Origin of the sequence: Pseudomonas fluvialis, assembly GCF_002835605.1 — a bacterium.
Lineage (GTDB): Bacteria > Pseudomonadota > Gammaproteobacteria > Pseudomonadales > Pseudomonadaceae > Aquipseudomonas > Aquipseudomonas fluvialis.
The window spans coordinates 43,019-66,758 of the sequence record NZ_PIYS01000003.1; the positions used below are offsets into that span (position 1 = coordinate 43,019).

A 23,740-nucleotide genomic window follows, 5' to 3' on the forward strand; every position below is an offset into this window, starting at 1 on the left:
TGCGCACGCGCCGGGCTGTGTTAGAAGGCAGCACGAATTTTCAGGAGCGTGTGCGTGCAGTCGGAATCCATCGTCTACGGCAGCATTCAGGACTGGCCGGCCGCTGACGCCGAGCAGACCCTGCTGCGCCGGGCCAGCAACCGCCAGGTGCTGGACAGCCTGGCGCATGAACCGTGGGACTTCCTCGGCCGGCAGATGTTTGCTTGCCAGCAACTGCCGGAGCGCGGTCTCTACCAGACCCAGGTGATTCATTTCGGGGCCAGCTACGCCAACATCGAGTACGAGTGGAGCCTGTGGATCGAGCAGTTCGAGGCGTTGCTGCGGCGCCTGTACTGGTCCAGCGCGGTGGTTCACCTGACCACCGAACTTAACGGGACGCATACCTTTCGCTGGCACAGCGAGCAGGGCGGTAGCGCGCCGCAGGAAGGGCCACTGCGCCTGCGCTGCGTGTGGGAGCGCGAAGCCTGATCAGTGCCCGGGCTGGGCACAAACCTGCTGGGCAATCTCGATGATCTGTTCACGCATCCAGCGGTTGGCCGGATCCTGATCGGTACTTTCGTGCCAGTACAGGTGGGTTTCCAGATTCGCTACGCCGTTGACCGGCAGATCCAGCACATGCATCTGGTGGCGCCGCGCAAAGCGCTCGGGCACGGTCATCGCCATGTCGGTCTGCTGCAGCACGCTGGAGGCCATCAGGTAGTGCTGCGAGCGCAGGGCAATGCGCCGCTGCAGGCCCATCTTGCCCAACGCCAGGTCGACATAGCCCAGGCCGTTGCGGCGACTGGAAATATGGATATGCGACAGCGACAGGTAGTCGTCGAGGCTGATGCGCTCACGGGCCAGCGGGTGCCCCGGGCGCAGCGCACACACGTAGCGGTCTTCCATCAACTTGACGTGGCGCACCTGGGGGTCGGTGTTGAGCGGTGCATCAACGGCGAAGTCCAGGCGGCCGGCGGCCAGCTCCTTGGTGGTTTCGCGGCGCCGCGCCAGCATGCTTTCGATGCTCACCAGCGGCGCCTGGCGGCGCAGGCGCTGGAACAACGGTGGCAGGATCACCGCTTCGGAAAGGTCGGTCATGCTGATGCGGTAGGTCTTGTTGGCCTGCTGCGGGTTGAAGGTTCGGCTTTCCTGCACCGAGACACGCAGCAGCTGCAGGGCGTTGCGCACCGGGCCGATGATGTTTTGCGCCATGGGCGTGGGCACCATGCCCTGCGCGGTACGCACGAACAGCGGGTCGTTGAAGGTTTCGCGCAGGCGGGCCAGGGCGTTGGATACGGCAGGCTGGGTAATGCCGACGATCTGCCCGGCACGGGTCAGGTTGGCCTCGCTGTAGATGGCGTCGAAGACGATGAACAGGTTGAGATCGACTTTGTTCAGGTTCATGCGGACTCCCGTGCCTTGCCGGACTGAATATGGCTTATGAATGTTAATAAGCAGGCAAAATAGATTAGGTGGATTCTTGCGCCTGGGCTAGCCTCTTTTTACATCAACAACCCGCTGGTTCATTTTCTGGAAGGTCAGCCCATGGATTTCGCCTATTCCCCCAAGGTCCAAGCCCTGCGTGAACGTGTCAGCGCGTTCATGGAAGAGCATGTCTATCCGGCCGAGGCCGTGTTCGAGCAGCAGGTGGCCGAAGGTGACCGCTGGCAGCCCACGGCGATCATGGAGCAGCTCAAGGACAAGGCCCGCGAGGCCGGTCTGTGGAATCTGTTCCTGCCCGAGTCGGAGTATGGTGCCGGCCTGAGCAATAGCGAATACGCACCGCTGGCGGAAATCATGGGCAGCTCGTTGATTGGTGCCGAGCCATTCAACTGCTCGGCACCGGACACTGGCAACATGGAGGTGCTGGTGCGCTATGGCAGCGCGGAACAGAAGAAAACCTGGCTGGAGCCGCTGCTGGCTGGCGAGATCCGCTCGGCGTTCGCCATGACCGAGCCGGGCGTGGCCTCTTCCGATGCCACCAACATGCAGGCCCGCGCGGTGCGTGAGGGCGACCAATGGCTGATCAACGGACGCAAGTGGTGGACCTCCGGGGCCTGCGACCCGCGCTGCAAGATCATGATCTTCATGGGCCTGACCAATCCGGACGCGCCCAAGCATCAGCAGCACTCGATGATCCTGGTACCGACCGATACCCCCGGGGTGAAGATCATTCGCCCGTTGCCGGTCTTCGGTTACGACGATGCGCCGCATGGCCACGCCGAGGTGCTGTTCGAGAATGTCCGGGTGCCTTACGAGAACGTCATCCTTGGCGAGGGACGTGGCTTCGAGATCGCCCAGGGCCGCCTTGGCCCAGGCCGCATCCACCACTGCATGCGCTCTATCGGCATGGCCGAGCGGGCCCTCAAGCTGATGTGCCAGCGTTCGGTCAGCCGCAGCGCCTTCGGCAAGCCGCTGGCGCGCCTGGGCGGCAACCTCGATCACATCGCCGACTCGCGCATGGAGATCAACATGGCGCGCCTGCTGACCCTCAACGCGGCCTACATGATGGATACCGTGGGTAACAAGGTGGCGGCCAGCGAGATCGCGCAGATCAAGGTGGTGGCCCCCAACGTGGCGCTGCGGGTGATCGACCGGGCCATCCAGATACATGGCGGCGCCGGGGTGTCCAACGACTTCCCGCTGGCCTACTGGTATGCCATGCAGCGCACCCTGCGCCTGGCCGATGGTCCTGACGAAGTGCACCGCATGATGGTTGGTAAGTACGAGCTGGGCAAATACGTCAGCCGCGAGCAGATGAAAGCCTCGCGCTGAGGCGTTTCAGCCGCGCTTGTGCTGCGGCGGGGTCGTGTGCAGATGCAGCTGGCTGGCAAACTGCCGGGCCAGCTGCAGATCCTGGAAGGTGATGACTCGCCGACCCAGGCGAACCTGCCAGAGCGAGCGACCATTGCGCTGGATGGCGTGAATTTCCACGTGCATGCGACTGTCCTCCGCGCCCAGTGGGCTGACAGTGCATGCTAGCGCCAGGCTAGCTGGCCTGGCTGTGCCACTTTAGTAGACCCACACCTCGACCCGGCGATTCTTCAGGCGGCCGTCGTCCTCCTGGTTGCTGGCGACCGGCAGCTGCTCGCCCAGACCGAGGATGTCGCGGGGCAGGATGCCGGCCCGCGCCAATTCGCGGCGCACCGCCATGGCGCGCAGCTTGGAGAGCAGGGCAGCCCGTGCGGGGTCGCTTTTCGGGTCGCCAAAGCCGACCAGCACCAGTTGCCGATGCTGCTTGTCGTTGGCCTTCAGGTAGTCGAGCAGGCGTTGCAGGTCGTGCAACGCCTTGTTGTCCAGTTCGGCACTGCCTTCACGGAAGCGGAAGTTCACGCTGAGGCGCTGCGCCTGCGCGGCGAGGCGCTGATAGACCCTGGGTTGGCTGGCATCCACGGCAACACGCATGGCCTGCACCTGCTGGCCGATGAAGCCGTTGGCCGTGACGATGGCCTGGCCCTCGGCACTCTGGGCGAACTCGACCAGCGCGCGCGCCCAGGGATTGCTTTCATCAGGCTTGAGGTAGAAGAACAGGCGTCGTGACAGCGGGTAGTCCTCGGTGCTGATCAGCTCGCGACTGGCCGGCATGGCCTGCGAACCCTGGTCGGCGATGTGCAGGGCCTTGGCCTGGCGGATGTACGGCAGGCCGATGAAACCGATGGCCTGCGGGTCCTGGCTGACACGCTCGGACAATTCGTCGCTGGATTCGAAGCGCTGCGCGGCACCAGCCAGTTGCTTGCCCTGGCTGCTCAATACCAGCTCCTTGAACGTATCGAAGGTCCCGGAATTGTCATCACGGGCATACAGGCGTACCGCCCCCGCGGGGCCACCGAGAGCTTGCCAGTTATCGATTTCTCCGGCGAACAGCGCAGCAACCTGGGCGATATCCAGCTGCTGCACGGGATTGTCCGGGTGCACGATGATAGCCAGCCCGTCCAGGGCGATGACCTGTTCGGCGCTGGCACTGCGCAGGTCCCCCAGGCTGGCCAGACTGGCCTGCTCGCTGCCCTTGATCGGCCGCGAGGAGGCGGCCAGCTCGGCGCTGCCTTCAGCCAGTGCGACAAAACCGGTGCCCGAGCCATGGGCGGCGACAGTGATCTGCAGCAGGCGCCCCTGGGCGTCCCGTCCGCTGACGCTTACTTCGTTCGGCCCGCTGATCTGTTGCTCGGGATGGGCAACGCCCTGCTGACGCAGCAGGCCGGCCGCCAGGGCCGGTGCCAGGTGGGCACCGATGGTGTTGGAGCCCTGGATGCGCAACAGCAGGTTGGCCTCGCCAGCGCTGGCCGGCCAGGGCATGACGTAGCAGCAGAAAGCCAGCGCAAGTAGCGCGGCTGTTTGGCTCCAGGGACGGGATTCCGGGGTAAAACGCGAAGACATGCGACACACCTTGCAACAGCGGAGAAGGTGCGCCGCAGCCTAGGCAGACCGTATGACAGGCGTGTGACAGAACGGTGAAGCCTGCGCGGCAGCGTCCCGTCAGCTCAGTTGCAACCAGATCGGCGCATGGTCGGAGGGCTTCTCCATGCCGCGTAGCGCATAGTCGACGCCAGCCTCACGCAAGCGTTCACGCAGGCCCAATGAGGCGAGGATTACATCGATGCGCAGGCCGCGTCGCGGGCTGTCTTCGAAGCCGCGGCTGCGGTAATCGAACCAGCTGAAACAGTCATCGACCGTCGGGTGCAGTTGTCGGTAGCTATCGACTAACCCCCAGTCCTTGAGGCGTTGCAGCCACTCGCGCTCTTCCGGGAGGAAGCTGCACTTGCCGCTTTTCAGCCAGCGCTTGCGGTTTTCCTCGCCGATACCGATATCACAGTCTTCCGGGGAGATATTGATATCACCCATCACCACCAGCGGTTGCTGCGGCTGGAAGCGGTTTTCCAGCAGCTGCTGCAGGTCTGCGTAGAAACGCTGCTTGGCAGGAAACTTGCTCTCATGGCTGCGGTTTTCCCCTTGCGGGAAGTAGCCATTCATCACGGTCAGCGGATTACCTTGGGCGTCGGCATACACGCCCCAGATGAAGCGTCGTTGGGCGTCCTCGGCATCGCCGGGAAAGCCCTTGTGCAGTTCCAGGGGGGGCTGGCGGGACAGCAGGGCCACGCCGTAGTGGCCTTTCTGCCCGTGGTAATGCACGTGATAGCCCAGCTGGCGAATCTCGCCTTCGGGGAACTGCTCATCAGCCACCTTGGTCTCCTGCAGGCCGATGATGTCTGGCTGGTGTTTCTCGATCAGCGCCGCCAGCTGGTGAGGACGGGCGCGCAGGCCGTTGATATTGAAGGAAACCAGTTTCATGCAGAGCGCCCCAGGCAAACAAAGGCGCATGGTAGTCAGCCGGCCGGGGCATCGGCAAGCCAGGCTTGGCGGCATGGAGCAGGGCTCTGCTAGCATGTGACCGATGAAGGATCTGTCCCTGGGCCGTGTTGCCCTGTTCTGCCTGGCGCTGTTGCCGGGCTTGCCGGTGTGGGCCGAGGCGTTGCTGGAAGTGCGCCTGCGCCCCAGCGATAGTGCCTTGCGCGCCAATATCGAGGCGTATGTAGGCAACCTGGGTGAGCGTGACCCGGCGGCCCTGCAGCGCTTTGCACGGAGTGCCGAGCAGCAGGCGCAACAGGCTCTGCAGGCCCTGGGCTATTACCGCGCGCAGGTGGTCAGCCAGGTTGACGAACACCAGGGGCGACCGCGCCTGCGCCTGCTGGTGCGCCAGGGCGAACCGGTGCGCCTGCAGCAGGTAACTATCGAGGTACTCGGCGAGGCGGCCAGCCTGGCGGCTTTTCGCCGGCCACGCAGCAGTCGCCTGCAGCCTGGCCAGGTGCTGGATCATGGCGCCTACGAGGCGGCCAAGAAGCTGCTCGCCAGCCAGGCGCAGCGTTATGGCTTCTTCCAGGGGCGCTTTATCGAGCAGCGTCTGCGTGTCGACCCGCAAGCGGGCACGGCAGATATCCATCTGCGTTATACCAGTGGGCCACGGCATCGTTTTGGCGCGGTGAGCTTCCAGGGCGACTTTGCCATCGATGAGCGCTTGCTGCAGCGCCTGCAACCCTTCGCGGTGGGTGATGCCTATGATGCCGACCTGGTGGCGCGCTTCGCCCAGAACCTGCGTGACAGTGGCTACTTCGCCGAGGTGCGGGTCGATGCGCTGGCCGAGCAGCGCAGTGGGCTGGCCGTGCCAGTGCAGGTCAATCTGCAACAGGTATTGCCACGCAGTTTCACCCTGGGGCTGGGCTACTCGACCGACATTGGCCCTCGCAGCCGTGCCAGCTGGACGCGTCACTGGCTCAATCCACAGGGGCACAGCCTGGGCGCGGATGCCGAGCTGGCCCTGGAGCGTCAGGCGGTTGGCAGCTGGTACCAGATACCTTTGCAGCAGGCACTGACCGACCACCTGCGCTTCACTGCCGGGTACCAGCAGGAGCAAATGATCGATATCGACACTCGTCGCTATCGCCTGGGCGCCGAGTGGCAGGCCATGCTGGCCGGGGACTGGCAGCGCAACCTCAGCCTGAACTGGCAGGAGGAACGCTATGACTATGGTCAGGGCAGCCCGGACGGGCGCAGCCAGTTGCTGCTTGCCGGGCTGGGCTTCAATCATCTGCACAGTGACTCCCCGATCAATCCCAGCCAGGGCTATCGTCTGCAGATCGACAGCCAGATGGCCAAGCGCGGCCTGCTGGCCGATACCGACCTGCTACAGGTCAATGCCCAGGCCAAGGGCCTGTACAGCTTCGCAGCGGGTCATCGTCTGCTGGCCCGCGTACAGGCCGGTGGTATTGCCACTAACGACTATGCGGCGGTACCGCCTTCGCTGCGCTTCTTTGCCGGTGGTGACCAGAGTGTGCGCGGTTACGACTACCAGAGCCTGTCCCCTGAGGATCGCCGGGGCAATAAGGTGGGGGCCCGCTACCTGCTGGCCGGCAGCCTGGAGTATCAGTACCCGCTGCGCGAGCAATGGCGCCTGGCGACCTTTGTCGACCGGGGCAATGCCTTCGACAGCCTCAGTGCACGGCACTTTACCGGCATCGGGCTGGGGCTGCGCTGGCTTTCCCCGGTGGGGCCGCTGCGCCTTGACCTGGCGCATGCGCTGGATGAGCCAGGCGGTGTGCGTCTGCACTTTTCCATGGGGCCGGAACTGTGAAGCGCCTGCTCTATGCCCTGTTCGGGTTATTGCTGGGCGGTGTCGCCAGCCTGCTCGGTCTGCTGTACAGCGAAGCCGGCAGTCGCTGGTTACTTGGCCAGGTCGGGGGGCTGCAGGTACTCGGTAGTCAGGGGCACCTGGCCGGTACCTGGCAGGCGCGGACCGTGCGCTGGGAAACGGCTGACCTACGCCTGCAGCTGGATGATGTGCAGTTGTCCTGGACGCCCGCTTGTTTGTGGCGCCTGCAGCTATGCGTAGAGCGGCTACAGGCTGCCCGTCTGGCGGTGTATACGACGGCAAGTGAGGAACCGGCAGCGCGTCAGGCGTTGCGCTTGCCGGTGCTGGATATGCCGTTGGCGATCGCGTTGCACACTGTGCAGCTGGACGCGCTGTATGTGCAGGACGAGCTGCGCATCGAGAACCTGCAGCTGCGTGCTCGCTGGCAGGGCCATGAGCTGCAGGTCGAGGCGCTGCAACTGCGCCAGGCCGACCTGCAGCTGCACCTCAGCGGGGTACTGCAGACCGTGCGCGACTGGCCCTTGCAGGCCACGACCCACCTGGCGCTTGCGGCTCCGTCCGGGCAGGACTGGAACCTTGCCTTGCAACTGCACGGCGACCTGCAGCAGCGCCTGCATTTACAAATGCACAGCAGTGGTTACCTGCAGGCACAGGGTGAAGGCTGGTTGCAGCCGCTGGCCGAGCATTGGCCAGCCCGTTTGCAGGTGCAGGCCAGCGACTTCCTCGCCACTCCGACACTGCCGGCCACCTTGCGCATGGAGCATGTGCAGCTTGATCTGCAGGGGGATCTGCAGAGCGGCTATGCCCTACAGGGACAGGCCAGCCTGGCCGCCGAGCAGCATCCCATGAGCCTGCTGCTGGACGCCTTGCTGACCGCGCAGGGCCTGCAACTCAAAGAGGTGCGCCTGGGTGACAGGCAGCAGGGCTACCTGCAGGTGCACGGCGAGGTTGACTGGCAGTCCAGTCTGGCCGTGCAGGGCCAGCTGGACTGGCAGGACCTGCCCTGGCAGCGCCTCTGGCCGCAGCTCGATGCCCTGGACTGGCGACTGCGTCGCCTGCAGGGCCCCTTCAGTTATCAGGATGGGCGCTACCAGGGCGAGCTGCATGCCGAGGCGGATGGCCCGGCGGGACCGTTCACCCTGCACAGCCCCTTTGCCGGCGATTTGCAGCGTGTGCAGCTGGCTGATGTGCGCCTGCAGGCTGGTCGGGGTCAGGCCAGTGGCCGGCTTGAGCTGAGTATGGGTGCCCAGGCGGGTTGGTCGACGCACTTGCAGCTACGGGATATCGATCCGGCCTATTGGCAGGCCGGTTTACCAGGACGCATCGCCGGTAGCCTGCACAGTGAGGGACAGTGGCAGCCCGCGTTGCAAGGACGCCTGGTAGTGGACCTGCATGGCCAGGTGCGCCAGCAGCCCTTGCGCTGGCAAGCCACGCTGCAGGCGCAGGGCGAGCAATGGTCACTGGCCCCGCTGCAGTTGCAGCTGGGCGATAACCGTATTGACGGCCAGGCCAGCCTGGGCAGTGGTCAGCGCCTGGCGGGCGAGCTGCGCTGGAAGCTGCCCGCCCTGCAACAGCTCTGGCCGGAACTGGCTGGGCGTGTGCAAGGGCAGTTGCAACTGGCGGGTACCCGGCAACGTCCGCAAGGTCAGTTGCAACTGCAAGGCCAGGCCCTGCGTTTCCAGCAGCTGCGCTTGGCCAGCGTGCAGCTGGATGCCCGCCTGGATGCCCGGCAGCAGGGCACCCTGCGTCTGCAGAGTGGCGTGCTGCGGCAGGGTGACAGGAACCTGGGAGAAGGGCTGCTTAGCGGGGCCGGCACCTGGCAACGACATCAGCTGGACCTTGACTGGCTTGCCCCCAACTTTGCCGTGAACCTGCAGCTCTCTGGCGCTCAGCAAGCGCCGGGCTGGCGGGGCGAGTTGCGCCAGGCCCGCGTGCAGCTGGCTGAACTCGCCTGGCAATTGCAGGCACCTACGGCCGTGCGGTTCAACGCTCAGGCCTGGAACCTGGCAGCCCACTGCTGGCAGGCCGAGCAGGCCAGCCTGTGTGCCGGCGCGCAGCGCCTGTGGCCGGACAGTCGCCTGGACTATCGTTTGCGCCAGTTGCCGATGAGCAGCCTGGCGGGCTGGTGGCCGGAGGACTTCGACTGGCAGGGCCAGCTGGACGGTGAATTGCAACTGCAACTGACTGAGCGCGGGCCGCGAGGCCAACTGCGCCTGGATGCCGGACAGGGCCAGTGGCGCTTACGCGAACAAGGCCAGTGGCTGACGTTTCCCTACCAGCAGTTGCACCTGCACAGCCGGTTGCAGCCGCACGGTGTAGAGGCTCGCCTGTGGCTGGATGGTGAACGACTGGGACAATTCGAGTTGGATATGCAGATCGACCCGCGCACGGCCAGCAAGCCGTTGCGCGGCCAGTATCGCCTGACGGGACTGGATATCGGCCTGGCCCGGCCCTTCGTATCGGGACTCGAAGCGCTGGAGGGGCGTTTGCAGGGCCAGGGGCGGATCACCGGCAGCTTGCTGGCCCCCTGGGTGGAGGGCGACTTGCAACTCCTCGACGGGCGGGTTGCTGGGGCCGGTTGGCCATTGAATCTGGATGCCCTGGCTGTGCAGATACAGATTGTTGGCCAGCAGTTAGAGGTGCAAGGCAACTGGCGCAGTGGCGAGCTGGGGCGCGGTCAGTTCACCGGGCAACTGGGCTGGCATGAAGCGCTGCGTGCCCGCCTGGCGGTTAGTGGTAGCCAGTTGCCCGTGGTGGTCGAACCCTACGCCTATCTGCAGGTCGAGCCCCGTCTGCAGCTGCAGTTGGACGAACAGGGCCTGGCCCTGAGTGGCGAAGTGGATGTCCCCAGTGGCTTGATCGAGGTACGCGAGCTGCCTCCGCAAGCCGTACGCGTATCAGCGGATGTCGAGGTAGTGGGTGCAGCGCCCGCTAGCGAACGCAATCTGCCACTGGCCATGGATGTGCGCCTGCGGGTCGGTGCGCAGCGCTTGCGTTTTCGCGGTTTTGGCCTGACTGCCGAGGTGCGTGGTCAGTTGCATATGACAGATCAGCTACGCAGCCAGGGTGAGCTGGAATTGCTTAAAGGCCGTTATCAAGCCTATGGACAACGCCTTAACGTGAGGCGTGCACGCTTGCTGTTCAATGGCGCTTTGGATCGTCCGTTCCTGGATATCGAAGCGGTGCGCAAGGTGGGGACGGTGAGCGCAGGGGTGCGTGTCTCGGGCAGTGCCGAGCAGCCGCTTAGTCAGGTATTTGCGGATCCGCCGATGAGCGACGAGCAGGCCTTGTCCTATCTGGTACTCGGCCGTCCGCTGGGCAGTCGCGGCGATGGCGCGGCCCTGGGCAGCGCAGCACTGGCCATGGGACTGTCAGGTAGCCTGCCGTTTACCGGACAACTGGCCGAGCGGCTAGGTATCGATGACTTCCAATTGGGCAGTGAAGGGGCCAGCGGCCGCTTCTCCGAGCGGCTGAGCCTGCGCTACGGCCTGGGTTCCCTGGAGCAGGGCAGCCTGTTGGCGGTGCGCTACGAATTAAGCAAACGCCTGTACCTGGAGGCGGCCAGTGGCCTGGCCAGCTCGCTGGACCTGGTGTATCGCCACGATTTCTGAATAAAACCGACTGGTCGAACAGCTTTTACAGCAGCGACTGGTCGCCAGTGGAACGCTTCGTGCTAGCATCCAGCCGCACAGGCTTAGCACGGACACACCCTGTTACGCCTGCCTCACAGCATCGCTGCGCTATCCGCGCAGGGTGGCCTGCCGCTGGCCGGTTATCCCGGAAGCGGCGATAACAAGAAAGGAGCCGTACATGGAATCCATCAACGCGTTGGTCAACAGCGTCAATGGCCTGGTCTGGGGGCCACCCATGCTGGTTGCCATCCTGGGCACTGGCCTGTTCCTCATGCTTTTCCTCCGCTTCATGCCGTTGGCGCGCATCGGTACCGGTTTTGCCCTGATGTGGCGCGGTCGCCGGCGCGGCGATGCGGAAAGTGGCGAAATCAGTCCTTTTGAAGCGCTGATGACCTGCCTGGCAGCCACGGTGGGCACGGGCAACATTGCCGGTGTGGCCACCGCCATTTTTCTCGGCGGCCCCGGCGCCTTGTTCTGGATGTGGTGTACCGCGCTGGTCGGCATGGCCACCAAATACGCTGAAGTGGTGCTGGCCGTGCACTACCGCGAGAAAGATGACCGTGGTGAACATGTTGGCGGCCCCATGTATGCCATCAAGAACGGCCTGGGTGCCAAGTGGCTATGGCTGGGTACCGCCTTTGCCATCTTCGGCGGGTTTGCCGGCTTCGGCATCGGCAATATGGTGCAGGTCAACAGCATGGCACATGCACTGCAGACCACCTTCAACGTACCGCTGTGGGTCACCGGGGTGAGCAGCATGGTATTGGTCGGGCTGGTCATCCTTGGCGGGATCCAGCGTATTGGCAAGGTCGCTGCGGCACTGGTGCCGTTCATGTGCCTGGCCTATATCGTCGCGGCAATCGTGGTTCTGGCGGTCAATTTCTCGGCTATTCCTGCCGCCTTCGATCTGATCTTCACCCATGCCTTCAGTCCGATTGCCGCTACCGGCGGCTTTGCCGGTGCAGCGGTGATGGCGGCGATTCGCTTTGGTGTGGCGCGGGGCATCTTTTCCAACGAAGCGGGCCTGGGTACTGCCGGTATCGCCCAGGCGGCCGGTACCACGCATAGCTCGGTACAGTCTGGAATGATCGGTATGCTGGGTACCTTCATCGATACCATCATCATCTGCAGCCTGACCGGCCTGGCGATCATTTGCTCCGGGGTATGGACCAGCGGTGCCAGTGGCGCAGCGCTCTCGGCCGCGGCCTTCGAAAGTGCCATGCCGGGCTTCGGTGGCGCCATCCTGACCCTGGCACTGGTGATCTTTGCCTTTACCACCATTCTCGGCTGGAGCTATTTCGGCGAGAAGTGCTGGGAATTTCTCGTCGGCACCAAGTCGATCCTGCCGTTCCGTATCATCTGGGTACTGGCCGTACCGTTCGGCGCGATTGCCCAGCTGGACTTCGCCTGGTTGCTCGCCGACACCCTCAACGGGCTGATGGCCATTCCCAACCTGCTGGCGCTGATCCTGCTCAGCCCGGTGGTGGTCAAGCTGACCCGCGAATACTTTGCGCGACCGACCCAGTAGTTTTTCCGCCACAAAAAACAACGGCTCCCGCGGGAGCCGTTGTTGTTTGTGGCCGGGCCAGTCAGTCTTCGATGGCACCCATCGCGGTGGTGTTGAAGCCGCCGTCGACGTAGAGGATTTCGCCACTGATGCCCGAGGCCAGGTCGGAGCAGAGGAAGGCACCGGCGTTGCCGACTTCCTCGATGGTCACGTTGCGGCGCAGCGGGGTCTGCTTCTCGTTGGCGGCGAGCATCTTGCGGAAGCTCTTGATGCCGGACGCTGCCAGGGTACGGATCGGCCCGGCGGAAATGGCATTCACGCGAGTACCTTCCGGGCCAAGGCTGCCGGCCAGGTAGCGTACGCCGGCTTCCAGGCTGGCCTTGGCCATGCCCATCACGTTGTAGTTGGGCATGGTGCGCTCGGCGCCCAGGTAGGAGAGGGTGAGGATGCTGCCATTGCGACCCTGCATCAGCGGGCGGCCGGCCTTGGCCAGCGCTACCAGGCTGTAGGCACTGATGTCGTGGGCAATACGAAAGCCTTCGCGGGTAGTGACTTCGGTGAAGTCGCCGTCCAGCTGGTCGCCCGGTGCGAAACCTACCGAGTGGACGATGCAGTCCAGACCGTCCCATTTCTGGCTCAGGGCTTCGAAAACCTTGGCGATCTCTTCGTCGTTGGCTACGTCACAGGGGAAGCACAGCTCGGCGCTGGAGCCCCAGCCGGCGGCGAACTCTTCGACGCGGCCCTTGAGCTTGTCGTTCTGGTAGGTGAAGGCCAGTTCGGCGCCTTCGCGGTGCATGGCGGCAGCGATGCCCGAGGCAATCGACAGTTTGCTGGCGACGCCAACGATCAGTACGCGCTTACCGGCGAGAAAACCCATATCCAACATCCTCATTCTGTGTGTGTGCGACAGCCGGGAACCATGAAGGCGGCTTCCAGCAGTTGCCTGGTATAGCTATGCCCGGGGTTGGCGAAAATCGCCTCGGCCGGCCCCTGTTCCACCACCTGGCCAGCCTTGAGCACCAGCAACTGGTGACTTAAGGCCCTGACCACCGCCAAGTCATGGCTGATGAACAGGTAGCTCAGGTTGTACTTCTCCTGCAGCCTGCGCAGCAGTTCCACCACCTGGCGCTGAACCGTGCGATCCAGCGCCGACGTGGGTTCGTCGAGCAGAATCAGCTCCGGCTTGAGCACCAGGGCGCGGGCAATGGCGATGCGTTGCCGTTGTCCGCCGGAAAACTCGTGTGGGTAACGATGCCGGGTTTGCGGGTCGAGGCCCACTTCCTCCAAGGCGGCGATGATTGCCTGTTCCCGGGCCTGGCTGTCGGCGCTGCCATGGATTTCCAGGCCCTCGCCGACAATCTGCGCCACGCTCATGCGCGGGCTGAGACTGCCGAAGGGGTCCTGGAACACCACCTGCATATGCCGGCGCAACGGGCGCACCTGCTTTTGCGAGAGGTCATCAATGGCCTGCTGGCGAAAGCGGATGGCCCCCTGGCTGCCGAGCAGACGCAGGATTGCCATGCCCAGGGTGGACTTGCCTGAGCCGCTTTCCCCGACAATTCCGAGGGTCTGCCCCTGTGGCAGGTCGAAACTGACGCCGTCGACGGCCTTGACGTGGTCCACCGTGCGCCGCAACAGCCCCTTCTTGATCGGGAACCACACCCGTAGCTCCTCGACGGACAGCAGCGAGGGGCCGGCGGGATTGCCAGCCGGTTGCCCGTCAGGCTCGGCTCCCAGCAGTTCCCGGGTGTAGGGATGTTGCGGCGCATGGAACAACGTTTCACACGATGCTTCTTCGACGACCGTTCCGCGCTGCATGACACATACCCGGTGGGCAATCCGCCGCACCAGGTTGAGATCGTGGCTGATCAGCAGCAGTGACATGCCCAGACGGGCCTGCAGTTCCTTGAGCAGGTCGAGAATCTTCAGCTGTACGGTCACGTCGAGTGCCGTGGTCGGTTCATCGGCAATCAGCAGTTCCGGCTCGTTGGCCAGCGCCATGGCGATCACCACGCGCTGACGCTGCCCGCCGGACAGTTCATGGGGGTAGGCGCGCAGGCGCTTGTGCGGCTCGGGAATACCCACCAGCTCAAGCAGTTCGAGGACCCGGGCGCGGGCTGCTGCGCCTGTCAGTCCCTTGTGCAGGGCCAGCACTTCGCCGATCTGCTGCTCGATCGTGTGCAACGGATTGAGCGAGGTCATGGGTTCCTGAAAGACCATGGCGATGCGGTTGCCGCGAATGGCGCGCAGGCGCGCTTCATCCAGTTGCAGCAGATCGGCACCGGCGAAGAGGATGCGCCCGCTCGGGTGGCTGGCCAGTGGGTAGGGCAGCAGGCGCAGGATGGAGTGCGCCGTTACCGATTTGCCGGAGCCGCTTTCGCCGACCAGGGCCAGGGTTTCCCCGCGGCGAATGCTCAGGTTCACCCCGTCCACTACGCGCTGCGGCGTGCCGCCCTGGCTGAAGGCTACCGCCAGATCATGGATTTCCAGCAGGTTGTCGCTCATCGCTTCACTTCCGGGGGTCGAAGGCATCACGGGCCGCCTCGCCGATGAACACCAGCAGGCTGAGCATCAGGGCCAGCACACAGAAGGCGCTGATGCCCAGCCAGGGCGCTTGCAGGTTGGATTTGCCCTGGGCGACCAGTTCACCCAGCGAGGGTGAACCGGCTGGCAGGCCGAAGCCGAGGAAGTCCAGGGCGGTCAGGGTGCCGATGGCGCCAGTGAGGATGAACGGCATGAAGGTCATGGTCGAGACCATGGCATTGGGCAGGATGTGGCGGAACATGATCTGTCCGTTGCCCATGCCCAGGGCACGGGCCGCCCGCACATATTCCAGGTTACGTCCGCGGAGGAACTCGGCACGCACCACGTCGACCAGGCTCATCCAGGAAAACAGCAGCATGATGCCCAGCAGCCACCAGAAGTTCGGCTGCACGAAGCTGGCCAGGATGATCAGTAGGAAGAGCACCGGCAAGCCCGACCAGATTTCCAGGAAGCGCTGGCCGAGCAGGTCGACCCAGCCGCCGTAGAAGCCCTGCAGGGCACCGGCGAACACGCCGATCAGCGAGCTGATCAGGGTCAGGGTCAGGGCAAACAGCACCGACACGCGGAAGCCGTAGATGACCCGTGCCAGCACATCGCGGCCCTGATCGTCGGTGCCCAGCCAGTTGGCTGGTGAAGGCGGCGCCGGGGCGGGGACCTGCAGGTCGTAGTTGATGCTGTCGTAGCTGAAGGGAATCGGCGGCCAGAGCATCCAGCCGTCCTTGGCGGCAATCAGTTCCTGGATGTACGGACTCTTGTAGTTGGCCTGCAGGGGAAATTCGCCGCCGAATACCGTTTCCGGATAGCGCTTGAATACCGGGAAATACAGCGCACCGTCGTACTTGACCAGCAGCGGTTTGTCGTTGGCGATCAGCTCGGCGCCCAGGCTGAGGATGAACAGGCCAAGAAATAGCCACAGCGACCACCAGCCACGGCGGTGTGCCTTGAACAGCTGCAGACGACGTTGGTTCATGGGTGACAGGGGCATGGCTTACTGCTCACGGCTGGCAAAGTCGATGCGCGGATCGACCAGGGTGTAGGTGAGATCACCGATCAGTTTCACCAGCAGGCCGAGCAGGGTGAAGATGAACAGGCTGCCGAACACCACCGGGTAGTCGCGGTTGAGGGCCGATTCGAAACTGAGCAGACCCAGCCCGTCGAGGGAGAAGATCACCTCGATAAGCAGCGAGCCGGTGAAGAAGATGCCGATGAATGCCGACGGGAAGCCGGCAATGATGATCAGCATGGCATTGCGGAACACATGCCCGTAGAGCACGCGCTTTTCCGAAAGGCCCTTGGCGCGGGCGGTGACCACGTACTGCTTGTTGATCTCGTCGAGGAAGCTGTTCTTGGTCAGCAGGGTCAGCGTGGCGAAGTTGCCGATCACCAGCGCGGTGACCGGCAGCACCAGATGCCAGAGGTAGTCGAGGATCTTGCCACCGGTGGACAGCTCGTCGAAATCATTGGAGGTCAGCCCGCGTAGCGGGAACCAGTCGAGGTAGCTGCCGCCGGCAAACACCACGATCAGCAGGATGGCAAAGAGGAACGCGGGAATCGCATAGCCGATGATGATTGCCGAGCTGGTCCAGACGTCGAAGGCACTGCCGTGTCGCACCGCCTTGGCAATGCCCAGGGGAATCGACACCAGGTACATGATCAGCGTGCTCCACAGGCCGAGGGAGATCGACACCGGCAGTTTTTCGGCGATCAGTTCCAGCACGCTGGCATCGCGGAAAAAACTACTGCCGAAGTCCAGGCGCGCATAGTTGCCAAGCATCTGCCAGAAACGTTCACTAGCCGGCTTGTCGAAGCCGTACATGCGTTCGATCTCGGCGACCAGTTCCGGGTCCAGCCCCTGGCCGCCACGGTAGCTGGAGGATGCCGAACTGACCTCGGCGGCGCCGCCGGACACCCGCCCGGTAGCCCCGCCGGCAGCGGCATCGAAGCCTTCCAGCTTGGCGATCATCTGTTCCACCGGTCCGCCCGGGGCCGCCTGAATGATCAGGAAGTTGATCAGCAGGATGCCGAACAGGGTAGGGATGATCAGCAGCAGGCGGCGCAGGATGTAAGCCAGCATCTAGCGGGACTCCTCGTTGCCGGCAGCGTCGGCGTCGGCATGCCACCAGCTCATCAGCGCGTAGTCGTACTCGGGCGTGCGCTCAGGACGGCGGATGTGCTGCCAGTGGGCGATGCGCCAGGTGTCGATGTAGTAGTTGGGCACCACGTAGTGACCCCAGAGCAGTACGCGGTCCAGCGCGCGGGCGTGGTTGAGCAGGCTCTGCCGCGAGTCGGCATTGACCAGCCCGTCGACCAGTGCGTCGATGGCCGGGTCTTTCAGACCGAGGTAGTTGCGGCTGCCGGGGTTGTCGGCACTGCTCGAATGCCAGTATTCACGCTGTTCGTTGCCCGGTGAATTGGACTGGCTCCAGACCATTGAGGTCATGTCGAAATCCCGTGAGCGCATGCGGTTGATGTACTGCGAAACATCCACGCGGCGAATCTGCAGGTCGATGCCCAGGCTGGCCAGGTTGCGTTTGAAGGGCAGCACTACGCGTTCCAGATTGGCCTGGGCGAGCAGGAACTCAAAGGCCAGCGGCTGGCCCTGGGCGTCGACCATGCGATCATTATCGATACGGTAGCCGGCTTCCTGGAGCAATTGGTAGGCGCGGCGCGTCTGCTCGCGGATGATGCCACTGGCATCGCTGCGCGGCGCGGCGAAGGGCGTGCTGAACACTTCATCGGGCACCTGGCCGCGCCAGGGCTCGAGCAGCGCCAGTTGCGCGGCATCGGGCAGGCCGCGTGCGGCCAGTTCGGAGTTCTCGAAGTAGCTCTGGTTACGCTTGTAGGCGCCGAAGAACAGTTGCTTGTTGGACCACTCGAAATCGAACAGCAGGGCAATCGCCTCGCGCACCCGGCGGTCCTGGAACATCGGGCGGCGCAGGTTGAAGGCAAAACCCTGCATGCCCACCGGGTTGCGGTTAGGCAGCGCTTCCTTGATGAAGCGCCCGTCACGTAGCGCCGGGCTGTCGTAGCCGGTCGCCCAGTCCTTGGCCGAATACTCGAGATTGAAGTCGAAACGCCCGGCCTTGAAGGCTTCCAGCGCCACCGACATGTCACGGTAGTAGTCGACGCTGATCACATCGAAATTGTATTGGCCACGGGTCACCGGCAGGTCGGCTCCCCACCAGTCCTTGACCCGCTCGTAACGCAGGCTGCGCCCGGCATCGACCTTGACCAGGCGGTACGGGCCGCTGCCCAGCGGCGGCTCCAGGCTGGTCCGCGAGAAGTCCCGCTCGGCCCACCAGTGGCGCGGCAGTATCTGCAACTGGCCGATGATCAGCGGCAGCTCGCGGTTGTCGGCATGCTGGAAGTCGAAGCGCACCTGGTGCGGCCCCTCGACAACCACCGCGCTGACATCCGCATAGTACTGGCGGTACATCGGGTGACCTTTTTCGATGAGGATGTCGAAGCTGAACTTGACATCCTCGGCGGTCAGCGGCTGGCCGTCATTGAAGCGTGCTTGCGGGCGCAGGTGGAAACGCACGAAACGGTTGTGCGGGTCGCGCTCGATGCGCTGGGCCAGCAGGCCGTACTCGGTAAACGGCTCATCGGGCGAATGGAAGGTCAGCGTGTCGTAGAGCAGGCCTAGCTGATCGGCTGCATTACCCTTGGCAATGAACGGGTTGAGACTGTCAAAGCCGTTCAGCCCGGCCAGCCGCAAAGTACCGCCCTTGGGGGCTGTGGGGTTGACCCAGCTGAAGTGGCTGAAGTCGGCAGGATAGCGCGGTGCTTCACCGTACAGGGTCAGGGCGTGTTCGGCCTGGGCCAGCGGAGCCAGGCCGAACAGCAGGCAGCCAAGCTGCAGGCAGCGACGCAGACGGGGCAGGATCATGGACGACTCTCCGGCGTGGTTTGCCACCAGGCCCGCAGCCCCAGGGTGTAGGGCGGGGTGCTGACAAAGGCGAAACGGTTGCGGTAGGCAAGGCGGTGTTGGCCGCTGTACCAGTTGGGAATGCTGTAGTGCTGCCAGAGCAGCACGCGATCGAGTGCACGCGCAGCAGCGACCTGTTGCTCGCGGCTGCGCGCGGCGAGGAGTTTTTCCAGCAGCGCATCGACGACTGGGTCGTTAACGCCGGCGTAGTTCTTGCCGCCTTTGACGGTGACCTGGCTGGAATGGAAGTACGACCATTGTTCCAGGCCGGGGCTGAGGGTCTGCGGCAGGGTCATCAGCGCCATATCGTAGTCATAGTTGTCCAGGCGTTGCTTGTATTGGGCACGATCCACCGTGCGCAGGCGTGCCTGAATGCCGATACGTGCCAGGTTGCTGCGGAAGTGCTGGAAGATGCGTTCCAGATTGGGGTTGACCAGCAGTATCTCGAACTGCAACGGCTGGCCCTGGGCATTGACCAATTGTTGCCCGTTGAGTTTCCAACCGGCTTTTTCGAGAAGTTGCAGCGCCTGGCGCAGGGTGTCGCGGGGGATGCCGCGTCCATCGGTACGCGGCAGCTGGAAGGGCTGTGTGAACAGGGCTTCCGGCAGCTGCTTGCGGTAGGGCGAGAGCAGCAGCCATTCGCGGCCCTGGGGTAGCTCGCGGGCGCTGAATTCGCTGTTTGGATAGTAGGTTTGCGCCCGCTGGTAGGCACTGTAGAACAACGTGCGATTGGCCCACTCGAAATCGAACATCAACCCCAGCGCCTGGCGAACCTCCAGGCTGGCAAAGTGCGGCCGCCGGGTGTTCATGAACAGCGCCTGGGTCTGGGTGGGAATCTGGTGAGGGATCTGCGCGCGGATCACCTCGCCGCGGCGTACGGCAGGAAAGTTGTAGCCGTTGGCCCAGTTTTTCGCCTGCTGTTCGATGTACAGGTCGAATTCACCGGCCTTGAAGGCTTCGAACGCCACATGGCTGTCGCGATAGAACTCCACTTCGACGCGGTCGAAATTGTACTTGCCGCGATTCACCGGCAACTGCGCACCCCACCAGTCCTTGACCCGCTCGAAGACCAGGCGGCGCCCCGGATCGACCTCGACAATCCGATAGGGACCGCTGCCCAGCGGTGGTTCGTAGCTGGTGCTGTTGAACTCACGCGCCCGCCAGTAGTGTGCGGGCAACACCGGCAGCTCCCCGAGGCGCTGGATGAGCAGGGGATTGCCGGCGCGTTTGAAGACAAAACGGATGCGCAGTGGAGCGAGGACGTCCACGCGCTTCACTTCCTGCAGGCTGGTGCGGTAGTTGGGATGGCCGAACTGGGCCAGCTGCCGGTAGGAAAAGCGCACATCCTCGGCGGTGACCGGCCGGCCGTCATGAAAACGGGCCTTGGGGTGCAGGTTGAAGACCACCCAGCTGCGATCCTCGCTGAACTCCAGGCTTTGCGCGATCAATCCGTAGCTGGACGCCGGTTCGTCACCCGAGGGGTCGTAGGCACCGCTGCCGACCAGCAACGGCTCGTTCAGTTCGCTGACCCCGTATTGCTGGAAAATCGCGCTGCTGCTTGGGCTGGTGCCCTTGAGAATGTAGGGATTGAGGCTGTCGAAACTGCCGTAGGTCATCACCCGCAGGGTGCCACCCTTGGGGGCATCGGGGTTGACCCAGTCGAAATGACGGAAGCTGGCCGGGTACTTGAGCTGGCCGAACTGGGCATAACCGTGCTGCCTGAACACTTCGCCAACCGTCGGCAGGCACAGGCAGGACAGCAGCAGGAAAAGGAAGGCTCGCATCAGGCGCAGGGTTCATCCATGGCGGTTTTGTCGCTCTTTGTCGGTACAGTAACAGCTTGTCAGTACAGGAAAAAGTGCGTCGCCATGGCGGCAGCCTGCCATCACTTTGGCTAGACTGTGACAAAGCCGCTGGAGAACCATCCGTGACAGATCGTTGTATTGGCCTTGAGGCCTGGATCGAACGTATCAGCCAGGCAGAACTGCCGGCCCTGGCTGCCGTAGTGCAGGACCTCAATCATCTGGCCAGTGGCAGCAATGCCTCGGTCCAGCAACTGGCGGAAGTCCTTCTGCGCGACGCCGCATTGACCTCGAAAGTGCTGCGCGTGGCCAATAGCGCCTACTTCAACCCCCAGCAGGACAGCATCAAGACCATTTCCCGGGCGATCATCCTGATTGGTTTTGACAATGTGCGGCAGATCGCCCTGTCGGTGAGCCTGATTGACAGCCTGCTTGGCCGGCAGCCGCGTGAGCAGTTGCTCGAACTGTTGGCGCGCTCTTTCCACGCGGCCGTCCAGGCGCGCAACATCTGTGGCTATGTACAGCCGCGTTACCAGGAAGAGGTGTTCATTGCCGCGCTGCTCCATCATCTAGGGGAAATGGCTTTCTGGGGATGTGCGGGCAGTCAGAGCGACGAGTTGAGCCATGCACTGCAGCAGCCGGGTGCTAATCCTGAACAGGTGGTCCAGCAACTGTTGGGGACCAGTTTCCGCCAGTTGACCCTGGGCCTGATGAAAAGCTGGAACCTCGGCGAAACGGCCTGCCTGGCGCTGGCCAGTGGCGGAGTACACGATCCACTGGTGCGTTCGGTACGTCTGGGCGTGGAGATCAGCGCCGCCGCCCTGCAGGGCTGGGACAGTGCGCCGTTGCAGTCGCTGCTTGACCAGATGTCAGGGTTTACCGGCACCACGCCCGAAGAGGCTCTGCAGCAGGTGCTGGCCAGTGCCGACGAAGCGGTCAAGGTCGCCAGCACCTTTGGCGCGCCGAGTCTTGGCCGGTTGATTCCCAATACCGACCCGGAACTGATCCGCCTGCAGCAAGAGGAGCGCCAGGCTCGCCTGCTGCAGCCGGACCTGTTGGTTCTCCAGCAATGCCTGCAAGACCTGGCGCTACTGGCCAACAGCAAGAGTGATGTGAATCTGGTGCTGGATACCCTGCTCAAGGGGCTGCATCAGGGCGCCGGCCTGGAGCGGGTGATGGTCAGCGTACTGGCCGAAGGACAGCGCTGTTTTCGCGTGCGTCGCGCCATCGGTGCGCAGAGCGAGGACTGGAGCAGGGACTTCGTCTTGCCGGCGCACAGTCCCGAGCAGCCGCATCTGTTCAGCTACGTGCTGAAAAGCAAGGAAAGCCTGTGGATGGGCGTGCCGGCCAGTTACAGCCTGAATGATCTGGTGACCCAGCCGATGCGCCACTGGCTGGGTAATGGCATGTTCTTCATTGCCGCACTGATGGCCGGCACGCGCGAAATCGGCGTGGTGTATGCCGATTGCCGGGTTTCCTCGCGCGCCTTGCGCCACGAGCAGTTCGTGGCCTTCCAGCGCTTCGTGCAGGCGACCGGGCGCTGCCTGGAGGCGATGGCTCAGCGCAAGTAGAGGGTCAGTACCTGGCCAGGCTTGAGGGCCTTGCTGGCCTGCGGATTCCAGCGCTGCAGTTGGGCCAGTTGCACCTTGTGACGCTTGGCGATCAGGTATAGCGAGTCGCCTTGGCGCACGCGGTACTGGGTGGGCTTGCCGGCAGTACTGTTCGTCGCCGCGGCAGCCTGGCCGCCCTGCAGGCGCAGTACCTGGCCAACCTTCAAGGCATTGCCTGGCAGATTGTTCCAGCGCTTGAGCTCATTGACGGAAACCCGCTGGGCCTTGGCAATGCTCCACAGATTGTCACCCTGGCGCACCCGGTACTGACGGCTGCTGCTGGCTGTTTGGGTGACCTGGTGAAGCGGCTGGTTGGGCTTGAAGCCCGGTGGCACGGGAATGTTCAGTGCCTGGCCGATGCGCAGGTGGTTGCTTTTCAAACCGTTGAGGTCTTTCAGGCTATTGACGCTGACATGGTAGCGGTTGGCAATGCTGTGCAGACTGTCGCCGCTGCGTACCTTGTATTGCTGCCAGTTGAGCTGTTCCTCGGGCTTGAGCAGAGCCAGGCTGGCTTGCAACAGCTCGGCCTTGTCGGTGGGCACCAGCAGATGCTTCGGACCGTCGAAGGTCACCCCCTGTTTAAAGGCCGGGTTCAGACGCGCCAGTTCGCCTTCGTCGATCTCGGCCATGTCTTCCAGACGGTTGAGTTGCAGACGGTGGTCGAAGGCGACTCGCTCGAAATACGGCTGGTTGGCGATCTCGGCCAGCTTGACGCCATAGGCCTCGGGACTGGCCACGACCTGCGACAGCGCCAGCAGCTTGGGCACGTAGTCGCGGGTTTCCTTGGGCAATGGCAGGTTCCAGTAGTCGGTCGGCAGGCCGAGTTTCTGGTTGCGCTCGATGGCGCGACTGACCGTGCCTTCGCCGGCATTGTAGGAGGCCAGGGCGAGCAGCCAGTCGCCGTTGAACATGTCGTGCAGGTATTGCAGGTAGGTCAGCGCCGCGCGGGTGGAGGCGGTAATGTCGCGCCGTCCGTCATACCAGTTGGTCTGCTTGAGTTTGAAGTGCCGTCCGGTGGAGGGGATGAATTGCCAGAGGCCTACAGCATGGGCCCGCGAGTAGGCGAGCGGGTTGTAGGCGCTTTCGATCATCGGCAGCAGGGCTAGCTCCTGCGGCATGTTGTTCTTTTCCAACTGCTCGACGATGTAGAAGATGTACGGGCTGCCGCGCTGGCTGGACTTTTCGATAAACGAGGGATTGCTGACAAACCACAGGCGCTGTTGCTCGATGCGCGGGTTGACCTCGATATAGTCCTGTAGCTGGTAACCAGCGCGCATGCGCTCCCAGACATCGGCGAACTGTTCGCTGTCGCTGTCGAGGTCTTCGCCTTCCAGCCAGCTGCTTGGTTGTTCCAGGCCGAGCGCGGGATCGGTGTCCTGATCGGCATCGCCGACCGGATTGGGCAGGCTTTGGCAGCCGCTGACCAGCAGTGCCAGCAGGCCCGCCGCGAGCAGGCGCCAGGGACTTGCCAAGGCTGCCGTACGGGGTCGTCGGTTCAGCAAGGAGGGCATGGCAATGCGGCCGTTATCAGCGAAAAGGACGGCGATTCTAGAAACCCTGAGCAACCAGGGTCAACCCGACAGTCTGTCGCAGCGGT

The 23,740-nt window shown here is 63.7% G+C and carries 17 protein-coding genes; 6 read left to right on the forward strand and 11 right to left on the reverse strand.

Features of this window, described 5'->3' with window-relative positions; translation table 11 throughout:
• Positions 1-54: 54 nt before the first annotated feature.
• The gene (locus CW360_RS02000; protein WP_101192565.1) at positions 55-468 is read left to right on the forward strand and encodes a hypothetical protein; all 414 of its coding nucleotides are present in this window, start codon (positions 55-57) and stop codon (positions 466-468) included.
• Here the strand turns inward: CW360_RS02000 and CW360_RS02005 are convergent, their stop codons facing one another.
• Positions 469-1,383 carry a LysR family transcriptional regulator gene (locus CW360_RS02005; RefSeq protein WP_093986885.1) on the reverse strand — a complete coding sequence of 305 codons (915 nt, stop codon included), beginning with the start codon at positions 1,381-1,383 and terminating at the stop codon, positions 469-471.
• Positions 1,384-1,524: 141 nt separating this feature from the next.
• On the opposite strand from CW360_RS02005, the gene CW360_RS02010 reads away from it, so the two are divergent.
• Positions 1,525-2,754, forward strand: a complete 1,230-nt coding sequence (locus CW360_RS02010) for an acyl-CoA dehydrogenase (protein WP_101192566.1) — start codon at positions 1,525-1,527, stop codon at positions 2,752-2,754.
• Between the two features lie 6 nt (positions 2,755-2,760).
• Here the strand turns inward: CW360_RS02010 and CW360_RS16890 are convergent, their stop codons facing one another.
• The 3 genes from CW360_RS16890 to xthA form a co-directional block, all read right to left on the reverse strand.
• A complete protein-coding gene (locus CW360_RS16890; RefSeq protein ID WP_170307343.1) occupies positions 2,761-2,919 on the reverse strand; it encodes a hypothetical protein in 159 nt (52 codons plus the stop codon).
• A gap of 72 nt (positions 2,920-2,991) precedes the next feature.
• Entirely contained in the window at positions 2,992-4,353 is a 1,362-nt protein-coding gene (locus CW360_RS02015; protein ID WP_101192567.1) for a substrate-binding domain-containing protein, read from the reverse strand.
• A gap of 99 nt (positions 4,354-4,452) precedes the next feature.
• Positions 4,453-5,265: an exodeoxyribonuclease III gene (xthA, locus tag CW360_RS02020; protein ID WP_101192568.1), complete on the reverse strand. Its 813-nt coding sequence runs from the start codon at positions 5,263-5,265 to the stop codon at positions 4,453-4,455.
• A 103-nt stretch (positions 5,266-5,368) separates the two neighbouring features.
• On the opposite strand from xthA, the gene CW360_RS02025 reads away from it, so the two are divergent.
• The 3 genes from CW360_RS02025 (at position 5,369) to CW360_RS02035 (ending at position 12,280) form a co-directional block, all read left to right on the forward strand.
• Complete coding sequence (locus CW360_RS02025; RefSeq protein ID WP_101192569.1) at positions 5,369-7,102, forward strand: autotransporter assembly complex protein TamA; 1,734 nt, start codon at positions 5,369-5,371, stop codon at positions 7,100-7,102.
• Positions 7,099-10,731 carry a translocation/assembly module TamB domain-containing protein gene (locus CW360_RS02030; RefSeq protein ID WP_101192570.1) on the forward strand — a complete coding sequence of 1,211 codons (3,633 nt, stop codon included), beginning with the start codon at positions 7,099-7,101 and terminating at the stop codon, positions 10,729-10,731. Before CW360_RS02025 ends, CW360_RS02030 begins: the two co-directional genes overlap by 4 nt.
• A 199-nt stretch (positions 10,732-10,930) precedes the next feature.
• Entirely contained in the window at positions 10,931-12,280 is a 1,350-nt protein-coding gene (locus tag CW360_RS02035) for an alanine/glycine:cation symporter family protein (RefSeq protein WP_101192571.1), read from the forward strand.
• A 61-nt stretch (positions 12,281-12,341) separates the two neighbouring features.
• On the opposite strand, the gene fabI is transcribed toward CW360_RS02035, so the two are convergent.
• The 6 genes from fabI to CW360_RS02065 are packed head-to-tail and all read right to left on the reverse strand — an operon-like array spanning position 12,342 to position 20,515.
• Positions 12,342-13,136: an enoyl-ACP reductase FabI gene (gene fabI, locus CW360_RS02040; RefSeq protein WP_093986878.1), complete on the reverse strand. Its 795-nt coding sequence runs from the start codon at positions 13,134-13,136 to the stop codon at positions 12,342-12,344.
• Between the two features lie 11 nt (positions 13,137-13,147).
• Positions 13,148-14,764, reverse strand: coding sequence for an ABC transporter ATP-binding protein (locus CW360_RS02045; RefSeq protein ID WP_101192572.1), 1,617 nt, complete (start codon positions 14,762-14,764; stop codon positions 13,148-13,150).
• 4 nt (positions 14,765-14,768) lie between these two features.
• On the reverse strand, positions 14,769-15,788 hold the full coding sequence (locus CW360_RS02050) for an ABC transporter permease (protein ID WP_101192573.1): 1,020 nt from the start codon (positions 15,786-15,788) through the stop codon (positions 14,769-14,771).
• Between the two features lie 3 nt (positions 15,789-15,791).
• Positions 15,792-16,877: a microcin C ABC transporter permease YejB gene (locus CW360_RS02055; protein ID WP_093986875.1), complete on the reverse strand. Its 1,086-nt coding sequence runs from the start codon at positions 16,875-16,877 to the stop codon at positions 15,792-15,794.
• On the reverse strand, positions 16,878-18,692 hold the full coding sequence (locus CW360_RS02060; RefSeq protein WP_101192574.1) for an extracellular solute-binding protein: 1,815 nt from the start codon (positions 18,690-18,692) through the stop codon (positions 16,878-16,880). It abuts the gene before it with no gap.
• Entirely contained in the window at positions 18,689-20,515 is a 1,827-nt protein-coding gene (locus tag CW360_RS02065) for an extracellular solute-binding protein (protein ID WP_101192575.1), read from the reverse strand. Before CW360_RS02065 ends, CW360_RS02060 begins: the two co-directional genes overlap by 4 nt.
• 143 nt (positions 20,516-20,658) lie before the next feature.
• Here CW360_RS02065 and CW360_RS02070 point away from each other — a divergent pair, with 143 nt between their 5' ends.
• Positions 20,659-22,104 carry an HDOD domain-containing protein gene (locus CW360_RS02070; protein ID WP_101192576.1) on the forward strand — a complete coding sequence of 482 codons (1,446 nt, stop codon included), beginning with the start codon at positions 20,659-20,661 and terminating at the stop codon, positions 22,102-22,104.
• Here the strand turns inward: CW360_RS02070 and CW360_RS02075 are convergent.
• The gene (locus tag CW360_RS02075; protein ID WP_101192577.1) at positions 22,092-23,654 is read right to left on the reverse strand and encodes a lytic transglycosylase; all 1,563 of its coding nucleotides are present in this window, start codon (positions 23,652-23,654) and stop codon (positions 22,092-22,094) included. The two genes, CW360_RS02070 and CW360_RS02075, sit on opposite strands and share 13 nt — an antisense overlap.
• Positions 23,655-23,740: the final 86 nt, after the last annotated feature.